The sequence below is a fragment of the Citrobacter sp. CK199 genome (assembly GCF_030333285.1).
GTDB lineage: Bacteria > Pseudomonadota > Gammaproteobacteria > Enterobacterales > Enterobacteriaceae > Citrobacter_B > Citrobacter_B koseri.
The window spans coordinates 256,766-281,210 of the sequence record NZ_JAOWGF010000028.1; the positions used below are offsets into that span (position 1 = coordinate 256,766).

Annotated in this window: 23 protein-coding genes and 1 other annotated feature; of the genes, 12 read left to right on the forward strand and 11 right to left on the reverse strand. The window is 53.3% G+C overall.

The window, feature by feature from the left end; translation table 11 throughout:
- Positions 1-17: 17 nt before the first annotated feature.
- Positions 18-1,568, reverse strand: a complete 1,551-nt coding sequence (pdeB, locus tag OGX75_RS16210) for a cyclic di-3',5'-guanosine monophosphate phosphodiesterase PdeB (RefSeq protein ID WP_286451456.1) — start codon at positions 1,566-1,568, stop codon at positions 18-20.
- A gap of 225 nt (positions 1,569-1,793) precedes the next feature.
- On the opposite strand from pdeB, the gene OGX75_RS16215 reads away from it, so the two are divergent.
- Positions 1,794-2,054, forward strand: coding sequence for a type B 50S ribosomal protein L31 (locus tag OGX75_RS16215; RefSeq protein ID WP_012133519.1), 261 nt, complete (start codon positions 1,794-1,796; stop codon positions 2,052-2,054).
- Position 2,055: 1 nt separating this feature from the next.
- Entirely contained in the window at positions 2,056-2,196 is a 141-nt protein-coding gene (ykgO, locus tag OGX75_RS16220) for a type B 50S ribosomal protein L36 (protein ID WP_003859006.1), read from the forward strand.
- A gap of 77 nt (positions 2,197-2,273) precedes the next feature.
- Here ykgO and OGX75_RS16225 read toward each other — a convergent pair whose 3' ends face one another.
- The 6 genes from OGX75_RS16225 to acrA all read right to left on the reverse strand — a co-directional run bounded on the left by OGX75_RS16225 (position 2,274) and on the right by acrA (position 9,077).
- Positions 2,274-2,744 carry a YlaC family protein gene (locus OGX75_RS16225; RefSeq protein WP_024130587.1) on the reverse strand — a complete coding sequence of 157 codons (471 nt, stop codon included), beginning with the start codon at positions 2,742-2,744 and terminating at the stop codon, positions 2,274-2,276.
- Between the two features lie 113 nt (positions 2,745-2,857).
- Positions 2,858-3,409 (reverse strand): maltose O-acetyltransferase, encoded by a 552-nt coding sequence (gene maa, locus OGX75_RS16230; protein WP_012133515.1) that lies wholly within the window; start codon positions 3,407-3,409, stop codon positions 2,858-2,860.
- Between the two features lie 183 nt (positions 3,410-3,592).
- The gene (gene hha / locus OGX75_RS16235; RefSeq protein WP_002892050.1) at positions 3,593-3,811 is read right to left on the reverse strand and encodes a hemolysin expression-modulating protein Hha; all 219 of its coding nucleotides are present in this window, start codon (positions 3,809-3,811) and stop codon (positions 3,593-3,595) included.
- A 27-nt stretch (positions 3,812-3,838) separates the two neighbouring features.
- Positions 3,839-4,213: an Hha toxicity modulator TomB gene (gene tomB, locus OGX75_RS16240; protein ID WP_012133514.1), complete on the reverse strand. Its 375-nt coding sequence runs from the start codon at positions 4,211-4,213 to the stop codon at positions 3,839-3,841.
- Between the two features lie 501 nt (positions 4,214-4,714).
- Positions 4,715-7,861, reverse strand: a complete 3,147-nt coding sequence (acrB, locus tag OGX75_RS16245) for an efflux RND transporter permease AcrB (protein WP_012133513.1) — start codon at positions 7,859-7,861, stop codon at positions 4,715-4,717.
- Positions 7,862-7,883: 22 nt separating this feature from the next.
- A complete protein-coding gene (gene acrA / locus OGX75_RS16250) occupies positions 7,884-9,077 on the reverse strand; it encodes a multidrug efflux RND transporter periplasmic adaptor subunit AcrA (protein WP_047458420.1) in 1,194 nt (397 codons plus the stop codon).
- Between the two features lie 141 nt (positions 9,078-9,218).
- On the opposite strand from acrA, the gene acrR reads away from it, so the two are divergent.
- The gene (acrR, locus tag OGX75_RS16255) at positions 9,219-9,872 is read left to right on the forward strand and encodes a multidrug efflux transporter transcriptional repressor AcrR (protein WP_058668709.1); all 654 of its coding nucleotides are present in this window, start codon (positions 9,219-9,221) and stop codon (positions 9,870-9,872) included.
- Between the two features lie 119 nt (positions 9,873-9,991).
- Positions 9,992-13,354 (forward strand): mechanosensitive channel MscK, encoded by a 3,363-nt coding sequence (gene mscK / locus OGX75_RS16260; RefSeq protein WP_286451455.1) that lies wholly within the window; start codon positions 9,992-9,994, stop codon positions 13,352-13,354.
- A 36-nt stretch (positions 13,355-13,390) separates the two neighbouring features.
- Here the strand turns inward: mscK and OGX75_RS16265 are convergent, their stop codons facing one another.
- The 3 genes from OGX75_RS16265 to priC all read right to left on the reverse strand — a co-directional run bounded on the left by OGX75_RS16265 (position 13,391) and on the right by priC (position 15,117).
- Positions 13,391-14,338 carry an Rpn family recombination-promoting nuclease/putative transposase gene (locus OGX75_RS16265; RefSeq protein ID WP_286451454.1) on the reverse strand — a complete coding sequence of 316 codons (948 nt, stop codon included), beginning with the start codon at positions 14,336-14,338 and terminating at the stop codon, positions 13,391-13,393.
- A 69-nt stretch (positions 14,339-14,407) separates the two neighbouring features.
- A complete protein-coding gene (gene rsmS / locus OGX75_RS16270; protein WP_012133507.1) occupies positions 14,408-14,575 on the reverse strand; it encodes a pleiotropic regulatory protein RsmS in 168 nt (55 codons plus the stop codon).
- Between the two features lie 14 nt (positions 14,576-14,589).
- Positions 14,590-15,117: a primosomal replication protein N'' gene (priC, locus tag OGX75_RS16275; protein ID WP_024130585.1), complete on the reverse strand. Its 528-nt coding sequence runs from the start codon at positions 15,115-15,117 to the stop codon at positions 14,590-14,592.
- A 69-nt stretch (positions 15,118-15,186) separates the two neighbouring features.
- Between priC and OGX75_RS16280 the strand changes: the two genes are divergently transcribed.
- From OGX75_RS16280 to hemH, 8 genes are all read left to right on the forward strand, one after another.
- Positions 15,187-15,564, forward strand: a complete 378-nt coding sequence (locus OGX75_RS16280; RefSeq protein WP_012133505.1) for a DUF454 family protein — start codon at positions 15,187-15,189, stop codon at positions 15,562-15,564.
- Positions 15,565-15,714: 150 nt separating this feature from the next.
- Entirely contained in the window at positions 15,715-16,266 is a 552-nt protein-coding gene (apt, locus tag OGX75_RS16285) for an adenine phosphoribosyltransferase (RefSeq protein ID WP_047458406.1), read from the forward strand.
- A 189-nt stretch (positions 16,267-16,455) separates the two neighbouring features.
- Entirely contained in the window at positions 16,456-18,381 is a 1,926-nt protein-coding gene (gene dnaX, locus OGX75_RS16290) for a DNA polymerase III subunit gamma/tau (RefSeq protein WP_130028223.1), read from the forward strand.
- Positions 17,714-17,778 (forward strand) — a sequence feature (DnaX frameshifting element). Its footprint overlaps the gene before it by 65 nt.
- 45 nt (positions 18,382-18,426) lie before the next feature.
- Positions 18,427-18,756: a YbaB/EbfC family nucleoid-associated protein gene (locus tag OGX75_RS16295; RefSeq protein ID WP_001515903.1), complete on the forward strand. Its 330-nt coding sequence runs from the start codon at positions 18,427-18,429 to the stop codon at positions 18,754-18,756.
- Positions 18,756-19,361 (forward strand): recombination mediator RecR, encoded by a 606-nt coding sequence (recR, locus tag OGX75_RS16300; RefSeq protein WP_012133502.1) that lies wholly within the window; start codon positions 18,756-18,758, stop codon positions 19,359-19,361. Before OGX75_RS16295 ends, recR begins: the two co-directional genes overlap by 1 nt.
- A 109-nt stretch (positions 19,362-19,470) precedes the next feature.
- On the forward strand, positions 19,471-21,345 hold the full coding sequence (gene htpG / locus OGX75_RS16305) for a molecular chaperone HtpG (protein ID WP_286451453.1): 1,875 nt from the start codon (positions 19,471-19,473) through the stop codon (positions 21,343-21,345).
- Between the two features lie 237 nt (positions 21,346-21,582).
- Positions 21,583-22,227, forward strand: a complete 645-nt coding sequence (adk, locus tag OGX75_RS16310; RefSeq protein ID WP_012133500.1) for an adenylate kinase — start codon at positions 21,583-21,585, stop codon at positions 22,225-22,227.
- A 176-nt stretch (positions 22,228-22,403) separates the two neighbouring features.
- Entirely contained in the window at positions 22,404-23,366 is a 963-nt protein-coding gene (gene hemH, locus OGX75_RS16315; protein ID WP_047458399.1) for a ferrochelatase, read from the forward strand.
- A gap of 2 nt (positions 23,367-23,368) precedes the next feature.
- On the opposite strand, the gene aes is transcribed toward hemH, so the two are convergent.
- Positions 23,369-24,328, reverse strand: coding sequence for an acetyl esterase (gene aes, locus OGX75_RS16320; protein WP_104868980.1), 960 nt, complete (start codon positions 24,326-24,328; stop codon positions 23,369-23,371).
- Positions 24,329-24,445 lie beyond the last annotated feature (117 nt).

Genomic DNA, 24,445 nt, shown 5'->3' on the forward strand with positions numbered 1-24,445 from the left:
CGCCAGCCGTCCCCATTCTAAATCCGTTTTTCCGCCCACAAAATAAATTCTGCGGCGGGCAGCGCTTTGCTGTAAAGCCATCCCTGACCATACTGCACGCCGTGCTGGCGTAACCAGTCCTCCTGATGCGTCGTTTCAATACCTTCCGCCACCATTTTCAGCTTCAGTGTTTTCGCCATTTCAATAATATGCGGCGTCACATTTTTGTAGGCCAGCGCATCAACAAAGGACTTGTCGATTTTCAGAATATCCACGTCCAGATTCTGTAAGTAGCAAAGACTGGAATAGCCGGTGCCAAAGTCATCAAGATAAATCGCGTGACCGACTTTGCGGTATCTGGCAATGACTGGCGCGCTGGTTTTGGGATCGGCAAACTCACGCTCGGTCAGCTCCAGCGCGATTTGCGACGGTGAAATCTGACTCCGGTTAAGCAACTGGCTGAGATGTACCGGAAGTTTCTCTGACGCAAGGGTCGTTGCCTCAATATTGATAGAAATGTGCTGCTCAGGGTGTTGTCGCAGCCATGTTCCCATCTCCTCAAAAACGGTCTCTAAAATCAGGTGGGTGAGCGGTTCGGAAAGCCCCGTTTGTTCTGCGAGGGGAATAAATATTTCCGGCGAAAGGTAGCTGCCGTCGGTTTGCGGCCAGCGAGCCAGCGCTTCCGCGCCTGCTATCTTCCCGCTACTCAGCGAAATAATCGGCTGATAATGCACCTTAATATCACGGTTATGGATGGCGTCCAGTAAACGGTGGTGTGGTGATTGTAAGCGGCGAAGAATGCGCAGAATAAACGCCGCCGCCAGCAGGCTCGCCATCATCCCCAGCGGTAGCCAGATAAAAGCCTGGCGATACCAGTTCTTTTGTAGCGGCAGCGTGGAGGCCCAGGTCACGATGGCGATGTTCATTTCAGGAGAGCGCTGAATTGTGTAGACACTGTTGCGATCTTCCCGGTATTGACCGGGCGACTGCTGCAATTGTCGAATAATGTCGGGATCGAGCCGATTGCTACTGGCGGCCACGATGTTATTTGCTTCGCCAATAATAGCGGCATCAATATGCCATGAACTAAATGGGATCACATCAATGAAGGAGGCGGGGTCCATCATGACCACATAGTGTTCTTTACCCACAGCGACCATAAAGCGCTTGAGCCCTAAATCATTTTGCGAGGTAAGCCATATGCGGTAGCCGTCCTGGGTGATCTTTTCCGGTTTGGGGAAAACGAAGGGGGCGCTTTTTTGCTCCAGCGATGAGCAAACAGGCATATTTTGGTCGAGGTATAGCACTTCCTGAATGTAGCGCAGACTGTAAGATATTCGGCGCATTGTCAGTAAATGCGCATTACTACAAGGCGTACCGCGAAAGGCGTTTAGCTGGTCTAACGCCAGCTTGCTCTGGGAGGCAACTTTGTCAGCGCGTAAGGCTACGCGTGATGAATAGACGTTAAGTTCCTCAATAAATTTCTTTTCAACCTGGCGATGAGCGAGCCAGAGGCTTAATCCCACAGGGGCAAGGACAGACAGAATGAGCACCCCTGTGACCAGGCTGACCAAATGTCGTGTTGTCACGGTGATATCCTTATTGATGCAGCATATGGCGAGTATATCTGAACGTAAAAAAGCCCTTCGTTTAATCACGTTATTCTAACTGCTTTTGCTCTTTCTGGCTCAATAAGGGCTTGTTTCGACTTAAAACGTACAATATTGAAGGATAACCACATCATTATGAGGGTTGAAAAGCGGCAATTTGCGGCGTATTTTATTGTTACGTTATAACATAATATTGAGGCTGTCATGAAACCGAATATCCATCCTGCCTATCGCACCGTGGTGTTCCACGATACCAGTGCGAATGAATACTTTAAGGTGGGGTCAACGATCAAAACCGAGCGTGAGATTGAGCTTGAGGGCGTGACCTATCCGTATGTCACCATTGAGGTGTCTTCTAAATCACACCCTTATTACACCGGAAAACAAAAAACCTTTGATAACGAAGGCAGCGCAGCACGTTTCCAGAAACGTTTCGGAAATTTTATTGGCGCTAAGCGAGGATAAGATGCAGGTACTGAATTCATTGCGTAGCGCAAAGCAGCGGCACCCGGACTGCCAGATAGTTAAACGCAAAGGGCGTTTATATGTGATCTGCAAATCCAATCCACGTTTTAAAGCGGTGCAGGGTCGTAAAAAAAGACGTTAATGATTTGCCAACATTGCAGGGACTACAGTGCGTGCCAGGGACGGTACGCACTTTTTACATCTGCAACAGTGAGAAAACTAGTGGCTTGTTTCTGTGCGAGTGAGCGTGAAAACATCGTAGAAAGAGAGTTCGCCTTTACGCGTTATCATCTTCTGTAATTGTGCTTTCTGGTCGCTGCCAACATGCGGTGACTGAAGAATAGCGTGGATCAGCGCAGGGGGAACGAAGCGCGTGTTATACCATTCTCCGTTATAGCAAACCCTGAAATCCAGCACGTCGATATCCTCGTAGCGATAACGCGGGGCGACATCAAAAAAGAAAAAACCATTCAACAGGACGAATAATACGACCAGCAGCCACACTGAATCCACCAGCGTGTCTGATTGCAGCATGACGGCCAGCGTGGCAAACCAGGCGATATACATGCCAATAAACAGCCCCGGATGTTTGCGAATAAAACTAATACTGAAACGCGGTCTGTTGTCGCGTTTCTCGCGAGCATTGAGATCGTCAATCGTTTCCGTCAGCAGGCGCTGTATTTCTGTCATCATTTGCCTTTGTGATTTCTGTAACATTCAGGGAACAGCCCATTTTAGAAGGGCGAACTTCATGAAAAAAGTAACAGATTAACCACAATTTATCATAACAGTTACAATTCGCTTTACAGCGTTTTAATGATTCGCGCGGGATTTCCACCGACCACAACGTTGGCCGGAACGCTTTTGGTCACGACGGCGCCTGATGCGATAACGGCGTTATCGCCAATGGTGACGCCAGGGTTAATCACGGCGCGACCGCCGATCCAGACATTATTCCCGATGGTTACAGGTTTACCCAGTTCCTTACCGCTATTGCGTTCTGTGGCATCCAGCGGGTGCGTCGCCGTATAGATATGCACGCCAGGCGCGAGCATACAATTGTCGCCGATATGAATCGGGCAGACATCCAGCATCACACAGTCGAAGTTAGCGTAAAATGCTTTGCCGAGGTAAATATTGTAACCGTAATCACAGCGGAAGGAGGGTTCAATATACGCACCGTCGCTCTGGCCTAGCAGGTCGCTCAGAATAGCCTGTCGCGCATTCTTCTCGTCCGGTGCGGAGTGGTTGTATCGATGAAGCAACTGGCGCGCCCGCAGGCGGTCGTTGCGCAATGTCTCATCGGCCGGGCAATATAACTCACCGGCAATCATCTTCTGCTTTTCTTCGCTCATTATGCACTCTTCTGTTTGTGGATTAACTGCCGCAGTACAGTAAAGCGCAACGCCTTTTAAGGGAACGTTCCCGTTGCCTTGGTGTGATCTAAATCACGAGACGTAAAATAGGAATTAACGGTAAATACAGGGAAGCCCTCGGTCAGACAGAACGAACGTATTCTCCATAGCGTTATGCAAAAATTAGCGAATGAATTTCCACACGGAGGTGGGAATCTTGTCGTAGAGCTTATTCATCGTCAATTCTGCAAGACGGTGATCTGCTGCTGAGTAAAATACAGCCAATTCATTGTCAGACAATTCATATTTATTTTTCTCTATTACACGTTCCAGCGTGTCTATTGTCTGGCAGCGTCGTAAACGCATCAAATAATCTGTTTTCGTTAATGGTTTATCGGACATAAATCTTACCTATGATTGTAATAATTTTTAACATGACAAGCTAACAGGATTCGCCCTGGTGGCATTGACGAAGCAGCGAAACAGGCGGTTTCCTGATTTTCGCCATTTTTGCAGATCCTGCGCATTAATGCCGTAACTGCTGAACAACATAAAGGTGTCATCCAGATATTCATCTATCTGTGCAATCAGCTTATTGTCCTCATTATACTTAATTTTATAATTAAGTGCGAAGGTTGCAATATGCTCTATCAGTTCATTGAGCTGAAGATTGATTGCCGAAGTAGGGTCATTAACCCAACCGTGGTTGCTTTCTTCAAGGTTTGCAAGACAGTCATGATACAGGGTTTCACAGAGAAATTTAAGCTGTGCGATATCATGTCTTTTGGGTGAGTACTCATCCATAACGCATCCCCTTCTTAGTGGCTTGAACTAACCGAACACCTTTCGGGATGGATACAACTAACTGACCTGGAACTTGCGCTCTTCTCCTGATGTTTTAACTATAATCCACTCTAAAAAAGATTTCATCGTCCTATTACGAAAAATTACAATTAGGTAAAAGTATGTTGCCCCAACGCAATTTTACATTTTAACCGTAAAAGACGATGCCTGAAATGAGGCGATCTTTTTATTGTTTTTGCAATCATTGAGTTATCGTCATTTGTGCTAACGACGATTGTTAAGAAGGCTGTTACACTCACGATATACCAGGAATAATCTTAATGATTTCTTAATTAACGGAAAAAATAAGAAATGACCAGACTCTCTAAGAATAGCCTTTAGCACGCTGGGGATTATATGTCTTATTTATTCTACGGTGAATAAACAAACTAACAATAAGCGCTTTTTATGATTTTTATCCAGAAAAAAGGCCGCTTGCGCGGCCTTTTCACAGGAGATGAATCAATGATGCTCTACCGAATGGCTGTGCTCAATGTCTTCGCTCTTGCGGCTAAAGCGGCGGCGTACCACCACAAAGAAGACCGGAACGAAGAAGATAGCCAGAACCGTTGCGGTGACCATCCCGCCCATTACGCCGGTGCCCACAGCGTTCTGCGCGCCGGAACCTGCGCCAGAGCTGATAACCAGCGGCATAACACCGAGGATAAACGCCAGAGACGTCATCAGGATCGGGCGTAAACGCATACGTACCGCTTCCAGCGTTGCTTCTATCAGACCTTTGCCTTCTTTATCCATTAAGTCTTTGGCGAATTCGACGATAAGTATCGCGTTCTTCGCCGACAACCCAATGGTTGTGAGCAGGCCCACCTGGAAGTAAACGTCGTTGGTCAGGCCACGGAAGGTTGCCGCCAACAGCGCGCCGATAACCCCGAGCGGCACCACCAGCATAACGGAGAACGGAATAGACCAGCTCTCATACAGCGCCGCCAGACACAGGAAGACCACGATCAGTGAAATGGCGTACAGGGCAGGCGCCTGGTTGCCGGACAGTCGTTCCTGATAAGACATCCCGGTCCAGTCGTAGCCGATGCCGGATGGCAGTTTGCTTGCCAGCTCTTCCATCATCGCCATTGCTTCACCGGTACTCTTACCTGGTGCCGCCTGGCCGAGGATTTCCATTGAAGGCAGACCGTTATAGCGTTCCAGACGCGGTGAACCGTATTCCCAGCGCGAGGAGGAGAAGGCCGAGAACGGCACCATCTGACCATCGCTACCGCGCACATACCAGTTTCCGATATCTTCCGGCAACATACGGTATTTCGCTTCAGACATGACGTAAACTTTCTTCACACGACCACGGTCGATGAAGTCGTTCACATAGCTGCCGCCCCATGCTGCGCCCAGCGTCGTGTTAATATCGCTAATGGAAACACCCAGCGCCTGCGCTTTTTCCTGATCGATATCGACCTTGAACTGCGGCGTATCTTCCAGACCGTTCGGACGAACGCCGACCAGCAGATCCGGGTGTTTTGCCACTTCGCCAAACAGCTGGTTACGCGCCTGCGTCAGTTTTTCATGACCGAGGCCGCCCTGGTCAATCAACTGGAAGTCGAAGCCCGTTGCCGTACCCAGTTCGACAATCGCTGGCAGGTTAAAGGCGAACACCATCGCATCTTTAATCTGGGAGAATGCGCCCATCGCGCGACCGGTGATCGCATCGACTTTATTCTCATCCCCCGGACGGTCGGCCCAGTCTTTCAACGAGACGAACGCGATACCGGTGTTCTGACCACGACCAGCAAAACCAAAGCCGTTAACCGCAAAGACGGATTCAACGTTATCTTTCTCTTTGGTGAGATAATAGTCGGTCATCTCATCGAGAACTTTCTGCGTACGCTCCTGGGTTGCGCCCGCTGGCAGCTGCGCCATGCTCAGGAAGACCCCCTGGTCCTCGTCCGGCAAGAAGGAGCTTGGCAGACGAACGAACAGGTAAGCCATGCCGACAACGATGATCAGATAGAGCAGCAGATAACGACCGGTGCTGCGCAGGATGTTGCCTACGCTGTCGGTGTAGTGGTGCGTGCTCTTCTCGAACATGTTGTTGAACCAGCCAAAGAAACCTTTGGTTGACCCGTGGCTGCCTTTGGCAACCGGCTTAAGCATGGTGGCGCACAGGGCTGGCGTCAGGATCAATGCCACCAGCACTGACAGCGCCATTGCGGACACAATGGTGATGGAGAACTGACGATAAATAGCCCCTGTAGACCCGCCGAAGAAGGCCATCGGGATAAATACCGCTGACAGCACCATCGCGATACCCACCAGCGCGCCCTGAATCTGGCCCATTGATTTTCGCGTGGCTTCTTTCGGCGGCAATCCTTCTTCGGACATTACACGCTCAACGTTCTCTACCACCACGATGGCGTCATCCACCAACAGACCGATGGCGAGCACCATCCCGAACATTGTTAGCGTGTTTATCGAGAAACCGAACGCCGAAAGCACGGCGAATGTCCCCAACAGCACCACCGGCACCGCGATTGTCGGAATCAACGTCGCGCGGAAGTTTTGCAGGAACAGGTACATGACCAGGAACACGAGGATGATGGCTTCTACCAGCGTTTTCACCACTTCGTGAATGGAGATCGTCACGAACGGGGTGGTGTCATACGGGTAAACGATCTTCATCCCTGACGGGAAGAACGGTTCCATCTTCTTCAGTTCTGCACGGATGGCGTTTGCGGTATCCAGCGCGTTCGCACCGGTCGCCAGTTTGATCCCCAGACCAGACGCAGGCTGTCCGTTGAACTTCGCAATGATGTCGTAGTTCTCACCGCCCAGTTCAATTCTTGCTACATCGCGCAGGCGAACCTGGGAGCCGTCCTGGTTCACTTTCAGCAGAATTTTACCGAACTCTTCCGTAGAGGTCAGACGCGTTTGTGCGATGATGGAGGCGTTCAGTTGCTGGCCTTTCACTGGCGGCGTACCGCCAAGCTGACCGGCCGCAACCTGGGCGTTCTGCGCTTTGATCGCGTTAATCACATCCACTGGCGTGAGCTGGAAGTTGTTCAGCTTCGTTGGGTCCATCCAGATACGCATCGCGTACTGCGAACCAAACAGCTGCACGTCACCCACACCTGACGTACGGCTGATGGCGTCTTTCATGTTCGCCGCAACGTAGTCAGAGATATCCTCCTGGGTCATGGTGCCGTCGGTGTTAATGACGCCCACAACCATCAGGAAGCTGCTGGATGATTTCTCAACGCTCACACCCTGCTGTTGAACCTCCTGAGGAAGCAGCGGCATGGCCAGTTGCAGTTTGTTCTGCACCTGAACCTGCGCGATATCTGCATCCGTACCGGATTCGAAGGTCAGAGTGATCTGCACGGTACCCGTGGAGTCACTGTTTGAGGACATGTACATCAGGTTATCGATACCGTTCATGTTCTGTTCGATAACCTGCGTCACCGTGTCCTGCACGGTTTTCGCATCAGCGCCAGGGTAAGTCGCGGAGATCGTCACTGCGGGCGGCGCAATCGTTGGATATTGCGCTACCGGCAGTTTGAGGATCGCGAGGCCCCCTGCCAACATGATGATAATGGCGATCACCCACGCAAATATAGGGCGATCGATAAAGAAATTAGGCATGTCTTAACGGCTCCTGTTTAAGTTAAGACTTAGACTGTTCAGACGGGTTAGCGCTTGCGGCTTGCTGTTCATTATCCGCGGTGACTTCCTGCGCTTTAACCTGCGCGCCAGGACGCACTTTTTGCAGCCCGGTAACAATCACGCGATCGCCCGATTTGAGTCCATCAGTGACTAACCACTTATCGCCAATCGCCTGGTTTGCGACGATCTGACGGGTTTCCACTTTGTCATCGGCGCCGACAACCAACGCACTGGCATCACCGCGTGGCGTACGGGTAACGCCCTGCTGGGGAACCAGCAATGCATCAGGATTGGTGCCTTCTTCCAGACGTGCGCGAACAAACATACCAGGCAGTAAGGTATGGTCCGGGTTAGGGAAGATTGCGCGTAACGTAATAGAACCGGTGGTTTGGTCGACGGTGACGTCAGAAAACTCAAGCGTACCGGATTGCGGATAGGTAATGCCGTCGCTGGTGACCAGCTCGACTTTCGCTTTGCCGTTCTCTTGCTTCAGTTTGCCGCTCGCCAGCTCCTGTTTCAGGCGCAGGAAGTCGTTGCTTGACTGCGTTACATCCACATAGATCGGGTCGAGTTGCTGTACTGTCGCGAGGGCGGTAGCCTGGCCGTTTTGTACCAGCGCGCCTTCCGTTACGGATGATTTACCGATACGGCCGTTAATCGGGGAGGTCACTTTGGTATACGCCAGATTAATGCGTGCGGTTTCAACGGCCGCTTTTGCCGCCACAACGGACGCATTCGCCTGTTGCGCATCTGCCAGCGCGCTATCGTAGTCTTGTTGGCTGATGTATTTCGTACCCAACAGTTTCTGATAACGTTTAACCGTTAACTGAGCGATATTTGCAGCCGCCTGCGCTTTAGCGAGATCGCCTTTGGCGCTTTCGTAAGCCGCCTGGTAAGTCGCAGGATCAATCTGATAGAGAGACACACCCGCTTCAATGTCGCCACCTTCCGTAAAGTTACGTTTCAGGATAATTCCGCTTACCTGAGGACGAACTTCCGCAATACGGTATGCATTGGTGCGACCCGGAAGTTCAGTAGTGATCTGTAGAGGTTCAGTTTTGAGCGTCACAACCCCAACTTCTGGCATCTGCTGACCACCTTGTTGGGCCTGTTTGTCGTCACATCCTGTTAGCGCTAAGCTGCCTGAGAGCATCAGAACGACCGCCAGAGGCGTAAACCCTCTGTTTTTGTTCATATGTAAACCTCGAGTGTCCGATTTCAAATTGATCAATGGTCAAAAGTCCACAAACCCATTGCTGCGTTTATATTATCGTCGTGCTATGGTACATACATCCACAAATGTATGTAAATCTAACGCCTGTAAATTCACCGACATATGGCACGAAAAACCAAACAACAAGCACAGGAAACTCGGCAACACATCCTGGATGTAGCTCTGCGTTTGTTCTCGCGACAAGGGGTATCATCCACTTCGCTCGCGGAGATTGCAAAAGCCGCTGGCGTCACACGCGGTGCAATCTATTGGCACTTCAAAAACAAGTCGGATTTATTCAGTGAAATCTGGGAGCTATCAGAATCCAATATTGGTGAGCTTGAGATTGAGTATCAGGCAAAATTCCCCGACGATCCACTATCAGTATTAAGAGAAATTTTAGTCCATCTTCTTGAAGCAACCGTGACGGAAGAGCGCCGACGTTTATTGATGGAAATTATATTCCACAAATGCGAATTCGTGGGTGAAATGGCGGTAGTGCAACAGGCGCAGCGAAGCATCTGCGTGGAAAGCTATGATCGCATTGAACAAACGCTAACACATTGTATTAAAGCAAAAATGCTCCCGGGAAACCTGATGACGCGCCGTGCGGCAATATTAATGCGCGGCTATATTTCCGGCATCATGGAAAACTGGCTCTTTGCGCCGCAATCCTTTGATCTGAAAAAAGAAGCGCGAGATTACGTCGCCATCTTGTTGGAAATGTATCTGCTTTGCCCGACGCTGAGAGCGGCGCCTGTCCTCGAAAGCCCCTGATATCATTCCAGGAATTATCCTGGACATTTTCCGTTCCGCTATTCTGTCCGTCACCGCCGTGATATTCTTGCGGCTTGACTATTTCCGGTCATTCTTCCGGTTCAGAAACCTTCACTCCCATGACTATGTTGCAGCTCTATAAACGTTCATCGCATCTTGTTTTTATCTCAATCATTTTCTTTGTGTTATTGCTGTGCGGTCAGTCGTCGGCGTTTGCCCGTGCGCAAACGAATAGCGATCTGCCGTCGAAAGCGGACGTGCAAAGCCAGCTGGATGCGCTGGGTAAACAGAAAGACCTCTCGGCGCTGGATAAACTGGTCCAGCAGGATCTCATCGATACGCTCGCCACGCTTGATAAAATCGATCGGGTAAAAGAGGAGACCACGCAATTACGTCAGAAAGTCGCGCAGGCGCCGGAAAAAATGCGTCAGGCGACGGACGCGCTGAATGCCCTCAGCGATGTGGATAATGACGACGAAACGCGAAAAACGTTGAGCACACTTTCGCTGCGCCAGCTGGAACTTCGGGTTGCGCAGGTGCTGGACGATTTGCAGAACTCGCAAAACGATCTGGCGACTTACAATAGTCAGCTGGTTTCGCTCCAGACGCAGCCTGAGCGTGTACAAAACGCGATGTATACCGCGTCGCAGCAAATGCAGCAAATCCGTAATCGACTGGACGGCACCAGTGTCGGGGACGGCGCATTGCGCCCGAGTCAACAGGCTCTGCTACAGGCGCAACAGGCGTTGCTTAACGCGCAAATCGATCAGCAGCGGAAAAGTCTGGAAGGCAATACGGTTTTGCAGGATACCCTGCAAAAGCAACGCGATTACGTCACGGCGAACACCAATCGACTGGAACACCAGCTCCAGCTTTTGCAGGAAGCGGTCAACAGCAAACGTCTGACGCTAACCGAGAAGACGGCGCAGGAGGCGATCTCGCCGGATGAAACGGCGCGTATTCAGGCTAACCCTCTTGTGAAGCAGGAGCTGGATGTCAATCATCAACTGAGCCAGCGCCTGATCACGGCAACCGAAAACGGCAACGCGCTCATGCAGCAGAACATCAAAGTCAAAAACTGGCTTGATCGCGCGCTGCAATCAGAGCGCAATATCAAAGAGCAGATTGCGGTGCTGAGAGGCAGTTTGCTGTTGTCGCGTATCTTGTATCAGCAGCAGCAAACGCTGCCGTCGGCAGATGAACTTGTCGATATGACCAACCGGATTGCGGATTTGCGTCTGGAGCAGTTTGAAGTTAACCAGCAGCGTGACGCTTTGTTCCAGAACGATGCCTTTGTGGCCAAACTGGAAGAAGGGCACACTGACGAGGTTAATGACGAAGTGCATGATGCGCTGCTGCAAGTGGTTGATATGCGCAGGGAATTGCTGGATCAGTTGAATAAGCAGCTGGGCAATCAGCTGATGATGGCCATTAATCTGCAAATCAATCAACAGCAGCTGATGAGCGTCTCGAAAAACCTTAAAGAGATCCTGACTCAGCAAATCTTTTGGGTTAACAGTAACCGCCCGATGGACTGGGACTGGATTAAAGCCTTCCCGCAAACGCTGAAAGATCAGTTCAGGTCGATGAAAATTACGGTGAACTGGGAAAAGGCCTGGCCTGCGGTATTCATCGCATTCCTCGCGGGGCTGCCTTTGCTGCTGATCGCCGGGGTGATTCGCTGGCGACTGAAATGGCTTAAAGCGTACCAGGAGAAGCTGGCGGCCGCGGTGGGATCATTGCGTAACGACAGCCAGCTCAATACGCCGAAAGCGATTTTCATCGATCTGATTCGCGCCTTGCCGGTTTGTCTGATAATCCTTGCGGTGGGGCTGATCCTCCTCACCATGCAGTTGAATATTAGCGACCTGTTATGGGCGTTCAGTAAAAAGCTGGCGTTGTTCTGGCTGGTATTCGGTCTGTGCTGGAAGGTGCTGGAGAAAGAGGGCGTTGCCATTCGGCACTTCGGCATGCCGGCGAAATTGACCAGCCACTGGCGCCGCCAGATTGTGCGCATCAGTCTGGCGCTACTGCCGCTGCATTTCTGGTCGGTGGTCGCTGAACTTTCTCCGCTGCACCTGATGGATGATGTGCTGGGGCAGGTGGTGATTTTCCTCAACCTTCTGCTTATTACTTTGCTGGTGTGGCCAATGTGCAGCGATAGCTGGCGTGATAAGGAGTCGCATGGTTTACGTCTGATCACGATTACCGTGCTCTCCATCATTCCCGTCGCGTTGATGGTGTTGACCGCGACGGGCTATTTCTATACCACGCTACGCCTGTCCGGGCGCTGGATTGAAACCGTCTATCTGGTGATTATCTGGAACCTGCTGTATCAGACCGTGTTACGCGGCCTGAGCGTCGCGGCGCGTCGTATTGCCTGGCGCCGTGCGCTGGCGCGTCGTCAGAATCTGGTGAAAGAGGGGGCGGAAGGCGCGGAGCCGCAGGAAGAACCGACTATTGCGCTGGAACAGGTTAACCAGCAAACGCTGCGCATCACCATGCTGCTGATGATTGCCCTGTTCGGGGTGATGTTCTGGGCGATTTGGTCCGATCTGATCACCGTGTTCAGCTATCTCGACAGCATCACGCTCTGGCACTACAACGGCACAGAAGCGGGCGCTGCGGTGGTTAAAAACGTTACGATGGGCAGCCTGCTGTTTGCCATTATTGTGTCAATGGTGGCCTGGGCGCTAATCCGTAACTTACCTGGCCTGCTGGAAGTTCTGGTACTTTCCAGACTGAAAATGCGCCAGGGGGCTTCGTATGCGATCACCACGATCCTCAACTACATCATCATTGCCGTTGGCGCGATGACGGTATTCGGATCGCTTGGCGTATCGTGGGACAAACTACAGTGGCTGGCGGCGGCGTTATCGGTCGGTCTTGGTTTCGGCTTGCAGGAGATTTTCGGTAACTTCGTCTCTGGCATTATTATCCTGTTTGAACGCCCGGTACGCATTGGCGATACGGTGACTATCGGCACCTTCTCCGGGACGGTCAGCAAGATCCGTATTCGTGCGACCACCATTACCGACTTCGATCGTAAAGAGGTGATCATTCCGAACAAAGCCTTCGTGACCGAGCGATTGATCAACTGGTCGCTGTCCGACACCACCACCCGGCTGGTGATCCGCCTTGGTGTCGCCTATGGCTCGGATCTGGACAAAGTGAAAAAAGTGCTGTTGCAGGCGGCGACGGAGCACCCGAAAGTGATGCGTGAGCCAGAACCTGCGGTGTTCTTTACCACGTTTGGCGCCAGTACGCTCGATCATGAACTGCGTCTGTACGTGCGTGAACTGCGCGATCGCAGCCATACGGTGGATGAGCTGAACCGGACCATCGATCGTTTGTGTCGTGAAAATAACATCGACATCGCTTTTAACCAGCTTGAAGTGCATCTGCGCAATGAGAAAGGTGACGAAGTGACGGAAGTTAAACGCGAAATCAAAGGCGACGATCCGACGCCGTCGGTGGGCTAAGTTCTGTTCAGGGCGGCCTGGCCGCCCTGAGTGCCTCTAATGGGAGAGCGCAGACAGCTCTTCTGGCGAGAGTCCGGTTAGGTGGGTGATCAGATCGGGGGCCAGACCGCTGTTGAGCATTTTGAGAGCGATGCTGCGCGCTTCGGCCTGACGACCTTCTTCTAAGCCCTTTTGCCGTCCTTGCTGCATTCCCTGTTGCATTCCTTTTTGCAGTCCGTCTGCTCTGCCTTTCTCTTCCAGCCATTCGGCAATGCTCATCAGTTGCTCCTTATACTGGGGGGCGCTGCTGGCCAGTTTGCGGATCAACGCGCCGGGGTCCGTGGTATTCCCAACTTGCAACATATAGTGTATCAGCACGCTGATTTGGCTACGGGTCAGGTGTTCCTGCGTTAATAGCGTGATTAATTGATCCTGTAATTCGGCCAGATCGCGTCGACGTATATGCTTTTGCAGTAACTCCAGCATCGCCATTCGCCGATGCCGCATGATCTGATTATCCGGCATTACGGTCAGGTCTACCAGCGCAAATTCATTGCTGTAAAGGCTATTGGCAAGCGCGGGCTCACAAAACATATTCTGCCAGTTCAGGCTGTAGGGCCACGGACTAATTGATCCGTGGTAGAACAGTAAGGGAACCACTAACGGCAGCGTGTCGTGCCCGGCATCAAGATGCCGCTGCATGGCGGCGATGGCATAACGCATCAGGCGAAACGCCATGAATTTATCGGGTTTGCTTTGATGCTCAATCAGCGCATAAACGTAGCCTGGTCCATGCGTAGTTTGCAGGGAGTAGAGGATGTCTGAATAGCTGGCCCGTAAGTTGTCTTCGACAAAACTTCCTGACTCCAGCGTCAGGGAATCCAGATTGCAGATGCGAAGAAAGGTGTCAGGTAAATGGATCTGTAAAAAATCCCGCGCGATCGCTTTTTGCGTCAGCAGTTGCCGAAATACCGCATCATGCGGCGTGGTTGAAAGTCGTTCCATGAACTGTCCGTCGTCATTGTGTCCCGACGCAGACTCTGACATTGACGGTGAGGACGCACCAGCTCCCTTTTAATCGCTTTGCGAGGCGTCTTCCGCGTTTTTTAGTTTGTTTTCATAATCACGCTTCACAATTTCCAGCGCGCGTAGCACGGTTTGCGCGGGCAGCTGATTCTCTTCAAGCAGGACGATCAGATCGACGGCCAGTTTGACGTCGTCCGGGGCATTCTCAAGCGACATATTTTCTCCAGTGGTTAACGGGTCAGGCGCGCCAGTACGCGCTCTATTTTTTCCAGCGCATGGCGACAGCGCGCCAGACGGCCTTCAAACGCCTCGATTTCCCGGTGCAGCGCCTGCTGCTCGGTGAAGCCGGTGACCTGTGCCAGACGGGCTTTACGCTCCTCGGTCATTTCCAGCAGACGACGCTCAAACTCCTGATGTTTTACGCGTTTACGTTGCCAGCGCGCCAGCCCCGGGGAGGCGCTGTCCCACTCCCTGAGCGACCAGGTCGCGGTTTCCCGTGTTATCGCCTCAATCTGTGAAACCAGGCGTTCCGCCAGCCAGGCAATCTGCGGCAACGTCTGTTGTTCAACCGCATGGCGCAACGCGTCAAGGTTGGTTCCGGCTTCATCCAGATACGCCTTCAATAGCGTGCTGCGGGTGCGAAAAAGATGCCTGTCAAAGCGTGCGCTGAGCGTCGCATGCTGTGCCAGCGGCGCGCTCTGCTGGCGCAGACTGGCGAGCTGGCTTTCCAGCCTGTGTAACAGCATGGCGGTTTTCAATGTAACACTCCGATGAAAATGATAACTGTTATGCTACAGTAGCAGCCTTGTGTGCTACGTACTGTCATTATGAAACGTACTATTTTAATCATCATTGGCTGGCTGGCGGTAGTGTTAGGGACGCTGGGCGTCGTGTTGCCGCTATTGCCTACTACGCCGTTTATTTTACTGGCGGCCTGGTGTTTTGCCCGTTCGTCGCCGCGCTTTCATGACTGGCTGCTTTACCGCTCCTGGTTTGGCGGCTATTTGCGTCACTGGCAAAAGCATCGCGCGATGCCGCCGGGGGCGAAACCGCGCGCTATTGCGTTGATATTGATTACATTCGGTATCTCGCTTTGGCTGGTGCATATGATGTGGGTACGAATACTGCTGCTGGCGATCCTGGCCTGCCTGTTGATTTTTATGTGGCGGATACCGGTGATTGATGAAAAGCAACAAAAGCACTGAAGCGCAATAATCGCTGTTGCAATTGTCTTACGCAGCCAGTAAATTCGACCGTTTTCGAGCACAGGCGCAGACGGTTAAAGGTTAAACAATCGTTACTTTGACCCCCTTAATTCGCGCCGTGAGTAACACCGTAATAGCAGGCATATATCCATGACCGCGACTGCACAGCAGCTTGAGTTTCTCAAAAATAGCATTAAAAGCATTCTCGACTACCCGAAACCGGGCATTCTTTTCCGTGATGTCACCAGCTTGCTGGAAGACCCGAAAGCCTATGCGCTCAGCATTGAATTGCTGGTTGAACGATACAAAAATGCAGGCATCACCAAAGTTGTCGGCACCGAAGCGCGTGGCTTCCTGTTTGGCGCGCCGGTCGCGCTGGGCCTGGGCGTCGGGTTTGTTCCGGTGCGTAAACCGCGCAAACTGCCGCGTGAAACGATCGCTGAAAGCTATGAGCTGGAGTACGGCACCGATCAGCTGGAAATCCACGTTGATGCCATCAAACCGGGCGATAAAGTGCTGGTGGTGGACGATCTCCTGGCGACCGGCGGCACAATTGAAGCGACTGTGAAGCTGATCCGTCGTCTGGGTGGGGAAGTGACCGATGCCGCTTTCATCATCAATCTGTTCGATCTGGGTGGTGAGCAGCGTCTGGCAAAACAGGGGATTACCTGTTATAGCCTGGTTCCCTTCCCGGGGCACTGATTCAGGCTATCTTATTCGCCACTTTGGTTCCGGCCAGTGCCCGACAAAACGCATTTGCGTTTTGAACGCCGCTTGCGGCGGCTCAAAAGGGTGAGCGTCGCGAATAAAGCCTCACAACCTCGCTGTATTTGCGAGGTTGTGTTAGCATTCCCCTCATGAATCCACCTTCCAGCGTTTCAGAGCCAGCCAATGAGTTATCAGGTCTTAGCCCGAAAATGGCGCCCACAAACCTTTGCTGACGTCGTCGGCCAGGAACATGTGCTGACCGCACTGGCGAACGGCTTGTCGTTAGGGCGTATTCATCACGCATATCTTTTTTCCGGCACCCGTGGCGTCGGTAAAACCTCCATCGCCCGTTTGTTGGCGAAGGGACTAAACTGTGAAACCGGCATCACCGCCACGCCGTGCGGCGTATGTGACAACTGCCGGGAAATCGAGCAGGGGCGTTTTGTCGATCTGATTGAGATCGACGCCGCGTCGCGCACCAAAGTGGAAGATACTCGCGACCTGCTGGACAACGTCCAGTACGCACCCGCGCGCGGCCGCTTTAAGGTCTATCTGATCGACGAAGTGCATATGCTCTCGCGGCACAGCTTCAACGCGTTGCTTAAAACGCTCGAAGAACCGCCCGCGCACGTCAAGTTTCTGCTGGCGACCACCGATCCGCAGAAGCTGCCGGTGACGATTTTGTCGCGCTGCCTGCAATTCCATCTCAAGGCGCTGGATGTCGAACAAATTCGCCATCAGCTTGAGCATATCCTTAACGAAGAACATATCGCGCATGAGCCGCGCGCGCTGCAACTGCTCTCCCGCGCAGCGGACGGCAGCCTGCGCGATGCGCTCAGCCTGACCGACCAGGCGATCGCCAGCGGTGACGGGCAGGTCTCCACCCAGGCGGTGAGCGCGATGCTCGGCACGCTGGATGATGACCAGGCGCTTTCGCTGGTCGAGGCGGTGGTTGCCGCCAATGGCGAGCGCGTGATGTCGCTGGTGAACGATGCCGCCGCGCGCGGTATTGAGTGGGAAGCGCTGCTGGTCGAAATGCTGGGGCTGTTGCACCGCATTGCGATGGTGCAGCTGTCGCCTGCCGCGCTGGGTAACGATATGGCGGCGATTGAGCAGCGCATGCGTGAACTGGCGCGAACCGTGCCGCCAGCGGACATACAGCTTTATTACCAGACGCTGTTGATTGGCCGCAAAGAATTGCCTTACGCGCCGGACAGACGGATGGGCGTTGAAATGACGCTATTACGCGCGCTGGCATTCCACCCACGTATGCCGCTGCCGGAACCGGAAAGGCCGCAGCAATCTTTTGCGCCGGTCGCGCCAACGGCGGTGATGACGCCGACGCAGGTGCCTTCGCAACAGTCCGCTCCGGTACGCCAGGAGGTGCCGTTGCCAGATGCCACCAGCCAGGTGCTGGCGGCGCGCAACCAGCTTCAGCGTGCTCAGGGAGCAACCAAAACAAAAAAGAGTGAACCGGCAGCCGCTTCCCGCGCGCGGCCGGTAAATAACGCTGCGCTGGAAAGATTAGCCTCTGTCTCTGAACGCGTTCAGGCGCGTCCGGCGCCGTCTGCGCTGGAACAGACGCCGACGAAGAAAGAAGCCTACCGCTGGAAGGCGACCAATCCGGTGGTGGAAGTAAAAGAGGTTGTGGCCACGCCGAAAGCGCTGAAAAAGGCGCTGGAGCATGAAAAAACACCGGAACTGGCGACCAAACTGGCCACGGAAGCGACTGAACGCGATCCGTGGGCGGCACAAATTAGCCAGCTCTCCCTGCCGAAGCTGGTGGAACAGGTGGCGTTAAACGCCTGGAAAGAGGAGAACGGCAATACCATTTGCCTGCATCTGCGCTCCACGCAGCGACACCTTAACTCCACTGGCGCGCAGCAAAAGCTGGCAGAAGCATTGAGCGCCCTGACGGGAACGACGGTTGAACTGACCATCGTTGAAGATGATAATCCGGCGGTGCGAACGCCGCTGGAGTGGCGTCAGGCGATTTATGAAGAGAAACTTGCGCAGGCGCGTGAGTCGATTATCGCGGATAACAACATTCAGACGCTGCGTCGATTCTTTGACGCGGATCTGGATGAAGAGAGTATTCGCCCCATTTGATCGTAAGCCCGGCTTGCGATTGTAAACCATCAAGAGAGAGAGCTTATGTTTGGAAAAGGCGGTCTGGGCAACCTGATGAAGCAAGCCCAGCAGATGCAAGAAAAAATGCAGCAGATGCAGGAAGAAATCGCCAAACTGGAAGTCACCGGCGAGTCTGGCGCAGGTCTGGTGAAAGTGACCATTAACGGTGCGCACAACTGCCGCCGCGTGGAAATCGACCCAAGCCTGCTGGAAGATGACAAAGAGATGCTGGAAGATCTGGTCGCTGCGGCGTTCAACGATGCGGCGCGTCGCATTGAAGAGACCCAGAAAGAGAAGATGGCGTCTGTCTCCTCCGGTATGCAACTGCCGCCTGGCTTTAAGATGCCGTTCTGATGCAAACCAGCCCGCTGTTAACTCAGCTTATGGAAGCACTGCGCTGTCTGCCGGGCGTTGGCCCGAAGTCAGCGCAGCGCATGGCGTTTACGCTGCTTCAGCGTGACCGCAGCGGCGGGATGCGTCTGGCGCAAGCGCTCACCCGGGCGATGTCGGAAATCGGCCACTGTGCCGATTGCCGCACCTTCACTGAGCAGGACGTGTGCAATATCTGTTCGAATCCGCGTCGTCAGGAAAACGGTCAAATCTGCGTGGTGGAGAGTCCGGCGGACATCTACGCCATCGAACAGACCGGGCAATTCTCTGGCCGCTACTTCGTACTGATGGGGCATCTGTCGCCGCTCGATGGTATCGGGCCGGACGATATCGGTCTCGATCGTCTGGAGCAGCGTCTGGCGTCAGAACAGCTCAGCGAAGTGATCCTCGCGACCAACCCGACGGTCGAAGGGGAGGCTACCGCGAACTATATTGCCGAACTTTGCGCGCAATATGGCGTTGAAGCCAGCCGTATCGCCCACGGCGTACCGGTGGGCGGAGAACTGGAAATGGTCGACGGCACCACGCTGTCCCACTCGCTTGCCGGGCGTCATAAGATTCGTTTTTAATCAATCGGGAGAACATTCGCGTTCTCCCGCTTGAAAACTCATTTCCCGTCCCCATTTCTCCCTCAACGCATTTTGACCTTGTAAATGGCATTGTTGAGGTATTTATCCAATGAAAGGACAAGAAACTCGTGGTTTTCAGTCAGAAGTAAAACAGCTTCTGCACCTGATGATCCATTCTCTGTACTCCAATAAAGAAATTTTCCTGCGTGAGCTTATCTCTAACGCCTCAGATGCGGCGGACAAGCTGCGTTTTCGCGCGCTGTCGAACCCGGATCTGTATGAAGGCGACGGCGAGCTGCGCGTGCGTGTCTCCTTCGATAAAGATAAGCGTACGCTGACCATCGCCGATAATGGCGTGGGGATGAACCGTGATGACGTTATCGATCATCTGGGGACCATTGCGAAATCCGGCACTAAATCTTTCCTTGAATCCATGGGTTCCGATCAGGCGAAAGACAGCCAGTTGATCGGCCAGTTCGGGGTCGGCTTCTACTCTGCGTTTATCGTTGCGGATAAAGTGACCGTGCGTACCCGCGCGGCGGGCGATAAGCCGGAAAACGGCGTGTTCTGGGAATCAGCGGGCGAAGGTGAGTACACCGTTGCGGATATCACTAAAGACGATCGCGGTACGGAAATCACCCTGCACCTGCGTGAAGGCGAAGACGAGTTCCTTGATGACTGGCGCGTACGCTCCATCATCAGCAAATATTCCGACCATATCGCACTGCCGGTAGAGATTGAAAAACAGGAAGAAAAAGACGGTGAAACGATCGTCTCCTGGGAGAAAATCAATAAGGCGCAGGCGCTGTGGACGCGTAATAAGTCAGAAATCAAAGACGACGAGTACAACGAGTTCTACAAGCACATTGCTCACGACTTCACCGACCCGCTGACCTGGAGCCACAACCGCGTGGAAGGTAAGCAGGAGTACACCAGCCTGCTGTACATCCCGTCTCAGGCGCCGTGGGATATGTGGAACCGCGATCATAAACATGGGCTGAAACTGTACGTACAGCGCGTCTTTATCATGGACGACGCCGAGCAGTTTATGCCGAACTACCTGCGCTTCGTGCGTGGTCTGATTGATTCCAACGATCTGCCGCTGAACGTTTCCCGCGAAATCCTTCAGGACAGCACAGTTACCCGCAACCTGCGCAGCGCGTTGACCAAACGTGTTCTGCAAATGCTGGAAAAACTGGCGAAAGACGATGCGGAAAAATACCAGACCTTCTGGAAACAGTTTGGTCTGGTGCTGAAAGAAGGCCCGGCGGAAGATCATGCCAACCAGGAAGCCATCGCGAAACTGATGCGCTTTGCCTCAACGCATACGGACTCTTCCGCACAAACCGTCTCTCTGGAAGATTATATCTCCCGCATGAAAGAAGGGCAGGAGAAGATCTACTACATCACGGCAGACAGCTACGCGGCGGCGAAGAGCAGCCCGCACCTGGAGCTGCTGCGTAAGAAAGGCATCGAAGTGCTGCTGCTTTCCGATCGCATTGATGAGTGGATGATGAATTACCTGACCGAGTTCGACGGTAAGGTGTTCCAGTCCGTATCTAAAGTTGACGAATCGCTGGAAAAACTGGCGGATGAAGTCGATGAAAGCGCAAAAGAAGCGGAAAAAGCGCTGACGCCGTTCGTTGAGCGCGTGAAAACCCTGCTGGGCGATCGTGTGAAAGAGGTGCGTCTGACGCATCGTCTGACCGATACTCCGGCCATTGTCACCACCGACGCTGATGAGATGAGTACCCAGATGGCGAAGCTGTTTGCCGCTGCCGGTCAGGCCGTGCCGGAAGTGAAATACATCTTTGAACTCAACCCGGATCACGTACTGGTGAAACGCACGGCGGATACCCAGGACGAAGCGCAGTTTAACGAATGGGTAGAGCTGCTGTTGGATCAGGCGCTGTTTGCCGAACGCGGTACGCTGGAAGATCCGAACCAGTTTATCCGTCGTATGAACCAGTTGCTGGTGTCTTAATCGGCACCGCGTCATGCCGGATGGCGCTAATGCTTATCCGGCCTACGAGCAGGTTGCTTATGTAGGCCCGATAAGCGCAGCGCCATTGGGCATTTTTTATTTTATCCTCTCTTTTTCTTCATTTTCCCGCCGTTAACCGTTTCAGCGCAGGGCGCCTTCCTTGAGCGAATTGCGTGATGGTGGTATCGTTTAGCGCTTTTTTAAAAAATATCGACAACCTTTAAGGGGATTTTCGTAATGCGTATCATTCTGCTTGGCGCTCCGGGCGCGGGTAAAGGAACTCAGGCTCAGTTCATCATGGAGAAATATGGTATTGTGCAAATCTCCACTGGCGACATGCTGCGTGCCGCCGTGAAATCTGGCTCCGAGCTGGGTAAACAAGCGAAAGACATCATGGACGCCGGCAAGCTGGTGACCGATGAGCTGGTGATTGCGCTGGTAAAAGAGCGTATCGCGCAGGACGATTGCCGCAACGGTTTCCTGCTGGACGGCTTCCCGCGTACAATTCCGCAGGCTGACGCCATGAAAGAAGCGGGCATTGCGGTTGACTATGTTCTCGAATTCGACGTACCGGACGAGCTGATCGTTGACCGCATCGTGGGCCGCCGCGTGCACGCGGCGTCTGGCCGTGTTTATCACATCAAATTCAATCCGCCGAAAGTGGAAGGCAAGGACGATGTGACCGGCGAAGAGCTGACCACCCGTAAAGACGATCAGGAAGAGACCGTTCGTAAGCGTCTGGTGGAATACCATCAGATGACTGCGCCGCTGATTGGTTACTACCAGAAAGAAGCGGAAGCGGGTAACACTAAATACGCGAAAGTGGACGGTACTCAGGCCGTTGCCGATGTGCGTGCCGACCTTGAAAAAATCCTCGGTTAATCCGTAAATTGCCCGATGGCGCTGCGCTTATCGGGCCTACGGCCTACGATTTTCTTGTAGGCCTGATAAGCGTAGCGCCATCAGGCAAATTCTCATCTTACCTCTCACAGCAATTAGTTCTTCTTCCTCGCTTTTCCGCTACAATTATCAACAATTTGAATCAATAAGAGGCGGTAATGCGTCAGACGAAAACCGGTATCCTGCTGGCTAACCTCGGCACTCCCGATGCCCCAACTCCTGAAGCGGTTAAACGCTATCTGAAGCAATTTTTAAGCGATGAGCGCGTGGTGGATACTTCCCGCCTGCTGTGGTGGCCGCTTTTACGTGGTGTGATTTTGCCGCTGCGCGCGCCGCGTGTCGCAAAACTGTACCAGTCTATCTGGCAGGAAGGCGGATCGCCGTTGCTGGTTTACAGCAGGGAGCAACAGCAGGCGCTGGCAGAGCGTCTCCCGGATACGCCCGTTGCGCTGGGGATGAGCTACGGTTCGCCGTCGCTGGAAAGCGCGGTGGATGAACTGCTGGCGAACCACGTCGATCACATCGTGGTGCTGCCGCTCTACCCACAATACTCCTGTTCGACGGTGGCGGCCGTCTGGGACGAACTGGCGCGTATTCTGGCGCGTAAACGCAGTATTCCAGGCGTCTCGTTTATTCGTGACTACGCTGATGACAATAGCTATATCACCGCCCTGGCAAATAGCGCCCGTGCCTCGTTTGCCCAACATGGCGAGCCGGACTTGCTGCTGCTCTCGTATCACGGCATCCCGCAGCGTTACGCTGATGAAGGCGACGACTATCCGCAACGCTGTCGCGATACTACCCGTGAACTGGTCTCCGCGCTTGGTCTGGCGCCAGAAAAAGTGATGATGACCTTCCAGTCGCGCTTTGGCCGCGAGCCGTGGCTGACGCCGTATACTGACGAAACGCTGAAAATGCTGGGCGAAAAAGGCACCGGGCATATTCAGGTGATGTGTCCGGGTTTTGCGGCGGATTGTCTGGAAACGCTGGAGGAGATCGCGTTGCAAAACCGGGAAATCTTCCTTGAGGCGGGCGGTAAAAAATACGAATACATTCCGGCGCTCAATGCCGCGCCGGAACACATCGATATGATGCTGAAGCTGACCGCACCGTACCTCTGAGGCTATTTTAACTGCGCCATAAAGAAACGCGCGCCATCCTGTAGCGCATCGTCAGCGGTTTTCATCATGCGTGAATAGTGCAGGAAGGCGTGCAGCGTGCCGGGGTACATCCGGTACTCACTGGGCTGATTATGCGCCTGGAGCGTCTGGTGCAGCAGACGGCTGTCATCAAGTAACGGATCGAACTCCGCGCCGGCAATAAAGCAGGGCGGCACATTGCGGGTCAGATCGTTATTGAACAGGCAATACCAGGGGGATTCGCGATCCTGCTCGTCACGCAGATAGGCGTTTTCATACCTCTCCAGATCCTGACGGGTTAAGCCGTCCCATTCTCCGCCAAACAAACGGCGACTGGGCGAATCCTGTAACCCGTAGAGACCATACCACAGCAGCGTGGCGACCACGCTCCCGCATACAATCTGCTTATCGCGCAGCCACAGCGCGCTGGCGAGCGCCAGCATAGCGCCTGCGGAATCCCCGGCAAAACCGATTTGCGCCATGTTCAATGCGTATTCATCGGCGCGTTGATGAAAGAACCGACATGCCGCGACGGTCTCCTCAATCGCCTGTGGGAAACGCGCCTCGGGAGAGAGCGTATAGTCGATGCCGACGACCGTACACCGCGTATAGCTCGCCAGCAGCCGCATAATGCGGTCATGGGTATCCAGATTGCCGAGAATAAATCCGCCGCCGTGCAGATAAAACAGCGTTGCTCTGCTGTTGTGCTGTGGATAATACAGACGCGTGGCGACCTCGCCGTAGGATGTGGGAACCGCCGCCGCCCGCGTTGCCATCTGCGGCGCTCCGGCGTTCCAGAACCGGCGCTCGCGGGTGTAGTGCTGGCGCTGCGCCGCAATGTCATCCGCAGGCCACGGCGGCAGCTCCGCCTGATGAACGTTGATGACGGCCCTCATCTGCGCAGAAATAAGATCGAGAACGGGAATTTTGTTTTCTGGCTTCATAACGCGCTCCTTGTGAAATGCCTCCATTGTAGAAAGCGATCGCCAATAAACTGCGATCTCACCGTCCGATATTGAAACTCCGCGCCTCGTCGCGCGGGCAGGGGGGAATGTGCTACC

Excerpts from the sequence above, each read along its gene's own strand:
- aes (WP_104868980.1), bottom strand. The coding sequence starts at position 24,328 with ATGAAGCCAGAAAACAAAATTCCCGTTCTCGATCTTATTTCTGCGCAG.
- hha (WP_002892050.1), bottom strand. The coding sequence starts at position 3,811 with ATGTCCGATAAACCATTAACGAAAACAGATTATTTGATGCGTTTACGA.
- OGX75_RS16215 (WP_012133519.1), top strand. The coding sequence starts at position 1,794 with ATGAAACCGAATATCCATCCTGCCTATCGCACCGTGGTGTTCCACGAT.
- ykgO (WP_003859006.1), top strand. The coding sequence starts at position 2,056 with ATGCAGGTACTGAATTCATTGCGTAGCGCAAAGCAGCGGCACCCGGAC.
- adk (WP_012133500.1), top strand. The coding sequence starts at position 21,583 with ATGCGTATCATTCTGCTTGGCGCTCCGGGCGCGGGTAAAGGAACTCAG.
- recR (WP_012133502.1), top strand. The coding sequence starts at position 18,756 with ATGCAAACCAGCCCGCTGTTAACTCAGCTTATGGAAGCACTGCGCTGT.
- hemH (WP_047458399.1), top strand. The coding sequence starts at position 22,404 with ATGCGTCAGACGAAAACCGGTATCCTGCTGGCTAACCTCGGCACTCCC.
- rsmS (WP_012133507.1), bottom strand. The coding sequence starts at position 14,575 with ATGTCGCTTGAGAATGCCCCGGACGACGTCAAACTGGCCGTCGATCTG.
- htpG (WP_286451453.1), top strand. The coding sequence starts at position 19,471 with ATGAAAGGACAAGAAACTCGTGGTTTTCAGTCAGAAGTAAAACAGCTT.
- OGX75_RS16265 (WP_286451454.1), bottom strand. The coding sequence starts at position 14,338 with ATGGAACGACTTTCAACCACGCCGCATGATGCGGTATTTCGGCAACTG.
- apt (WP_047458406.1), top strand. The coding sequence starts at position 15,715 with ATGACCGCGACTGCACAGCAGCTTGAGTTTCTCAAAAATAGCATTAAA.
- acrA (WP_047458420.1), bottom strand. The coding sequence starts at position 9,077 with ATGAACAAAAACAGAGGGTTTACGCCTCTGGCGGTCGTTCTGATGCTC.
- acrB (WP_012133513.1), bottom strand. The coding sequence starts at position 7,861 with ATGCCTAATTTCTTTATCGATCGCCCTATATTTGCGTGGGTGATCGCC.
- maa (WP_012133515.1), bottom strand. The coding sequence starts at position 3,409 with ATGAGCGAAGAAAAGCAGAAGATGATTGCCGGTGAGTTATATTGCCCG.
- OGX75_RS16295 (WP_001515903.1), top strand. The coding sequence starts at position 18,427 with ATGTTTGGAAAAGGCGGTCTGGGCAACCTGATGAAGCAAGCCCAGCAG.
- dnaX (WP_130028223.1), top strand. The coding sequence starts at position 16,456 with ATGAGTTATCAGGTCTTAGCCCGAAAATGGCGCCCACAAACCTTTGCT.
- OGX75_RS16280 (WP_012133505.1), top strand. The coding sequence starts at position 15,187 with ATGAAACGTACTATTTTAATCATCATTGGCTGGCTGGCGGTAGTGTTA.
- acrR (WP_058668709.1), top strand. The coding sequence starts at position 9,219 with ATGGCACGAAAAACCAAACAACAAGCACAGGAAACTCGGCAACACATC.
- mscK (WP_286451455.1), top strand. The coding sequence starts at position 9,992 with ATGACTATGTTGCAGCTCTATAAACGTTCATCGCATCTTGTTTTTATC.
- tomB (WP_012133514.1), bottom strand. The coding sequence starts at position 4,213 with ATGGATGAGTACTCACCCAAAAGACATGATATCGCACAGCTTAAATTT.
- OGX75_RS16225 (WP_024130587.1), bottom strand. The coding sequence starts at position 2,744 with ATGACAGAAATACAGCGCCTGCTGACGGAAACGATTGACGATCTCAAT.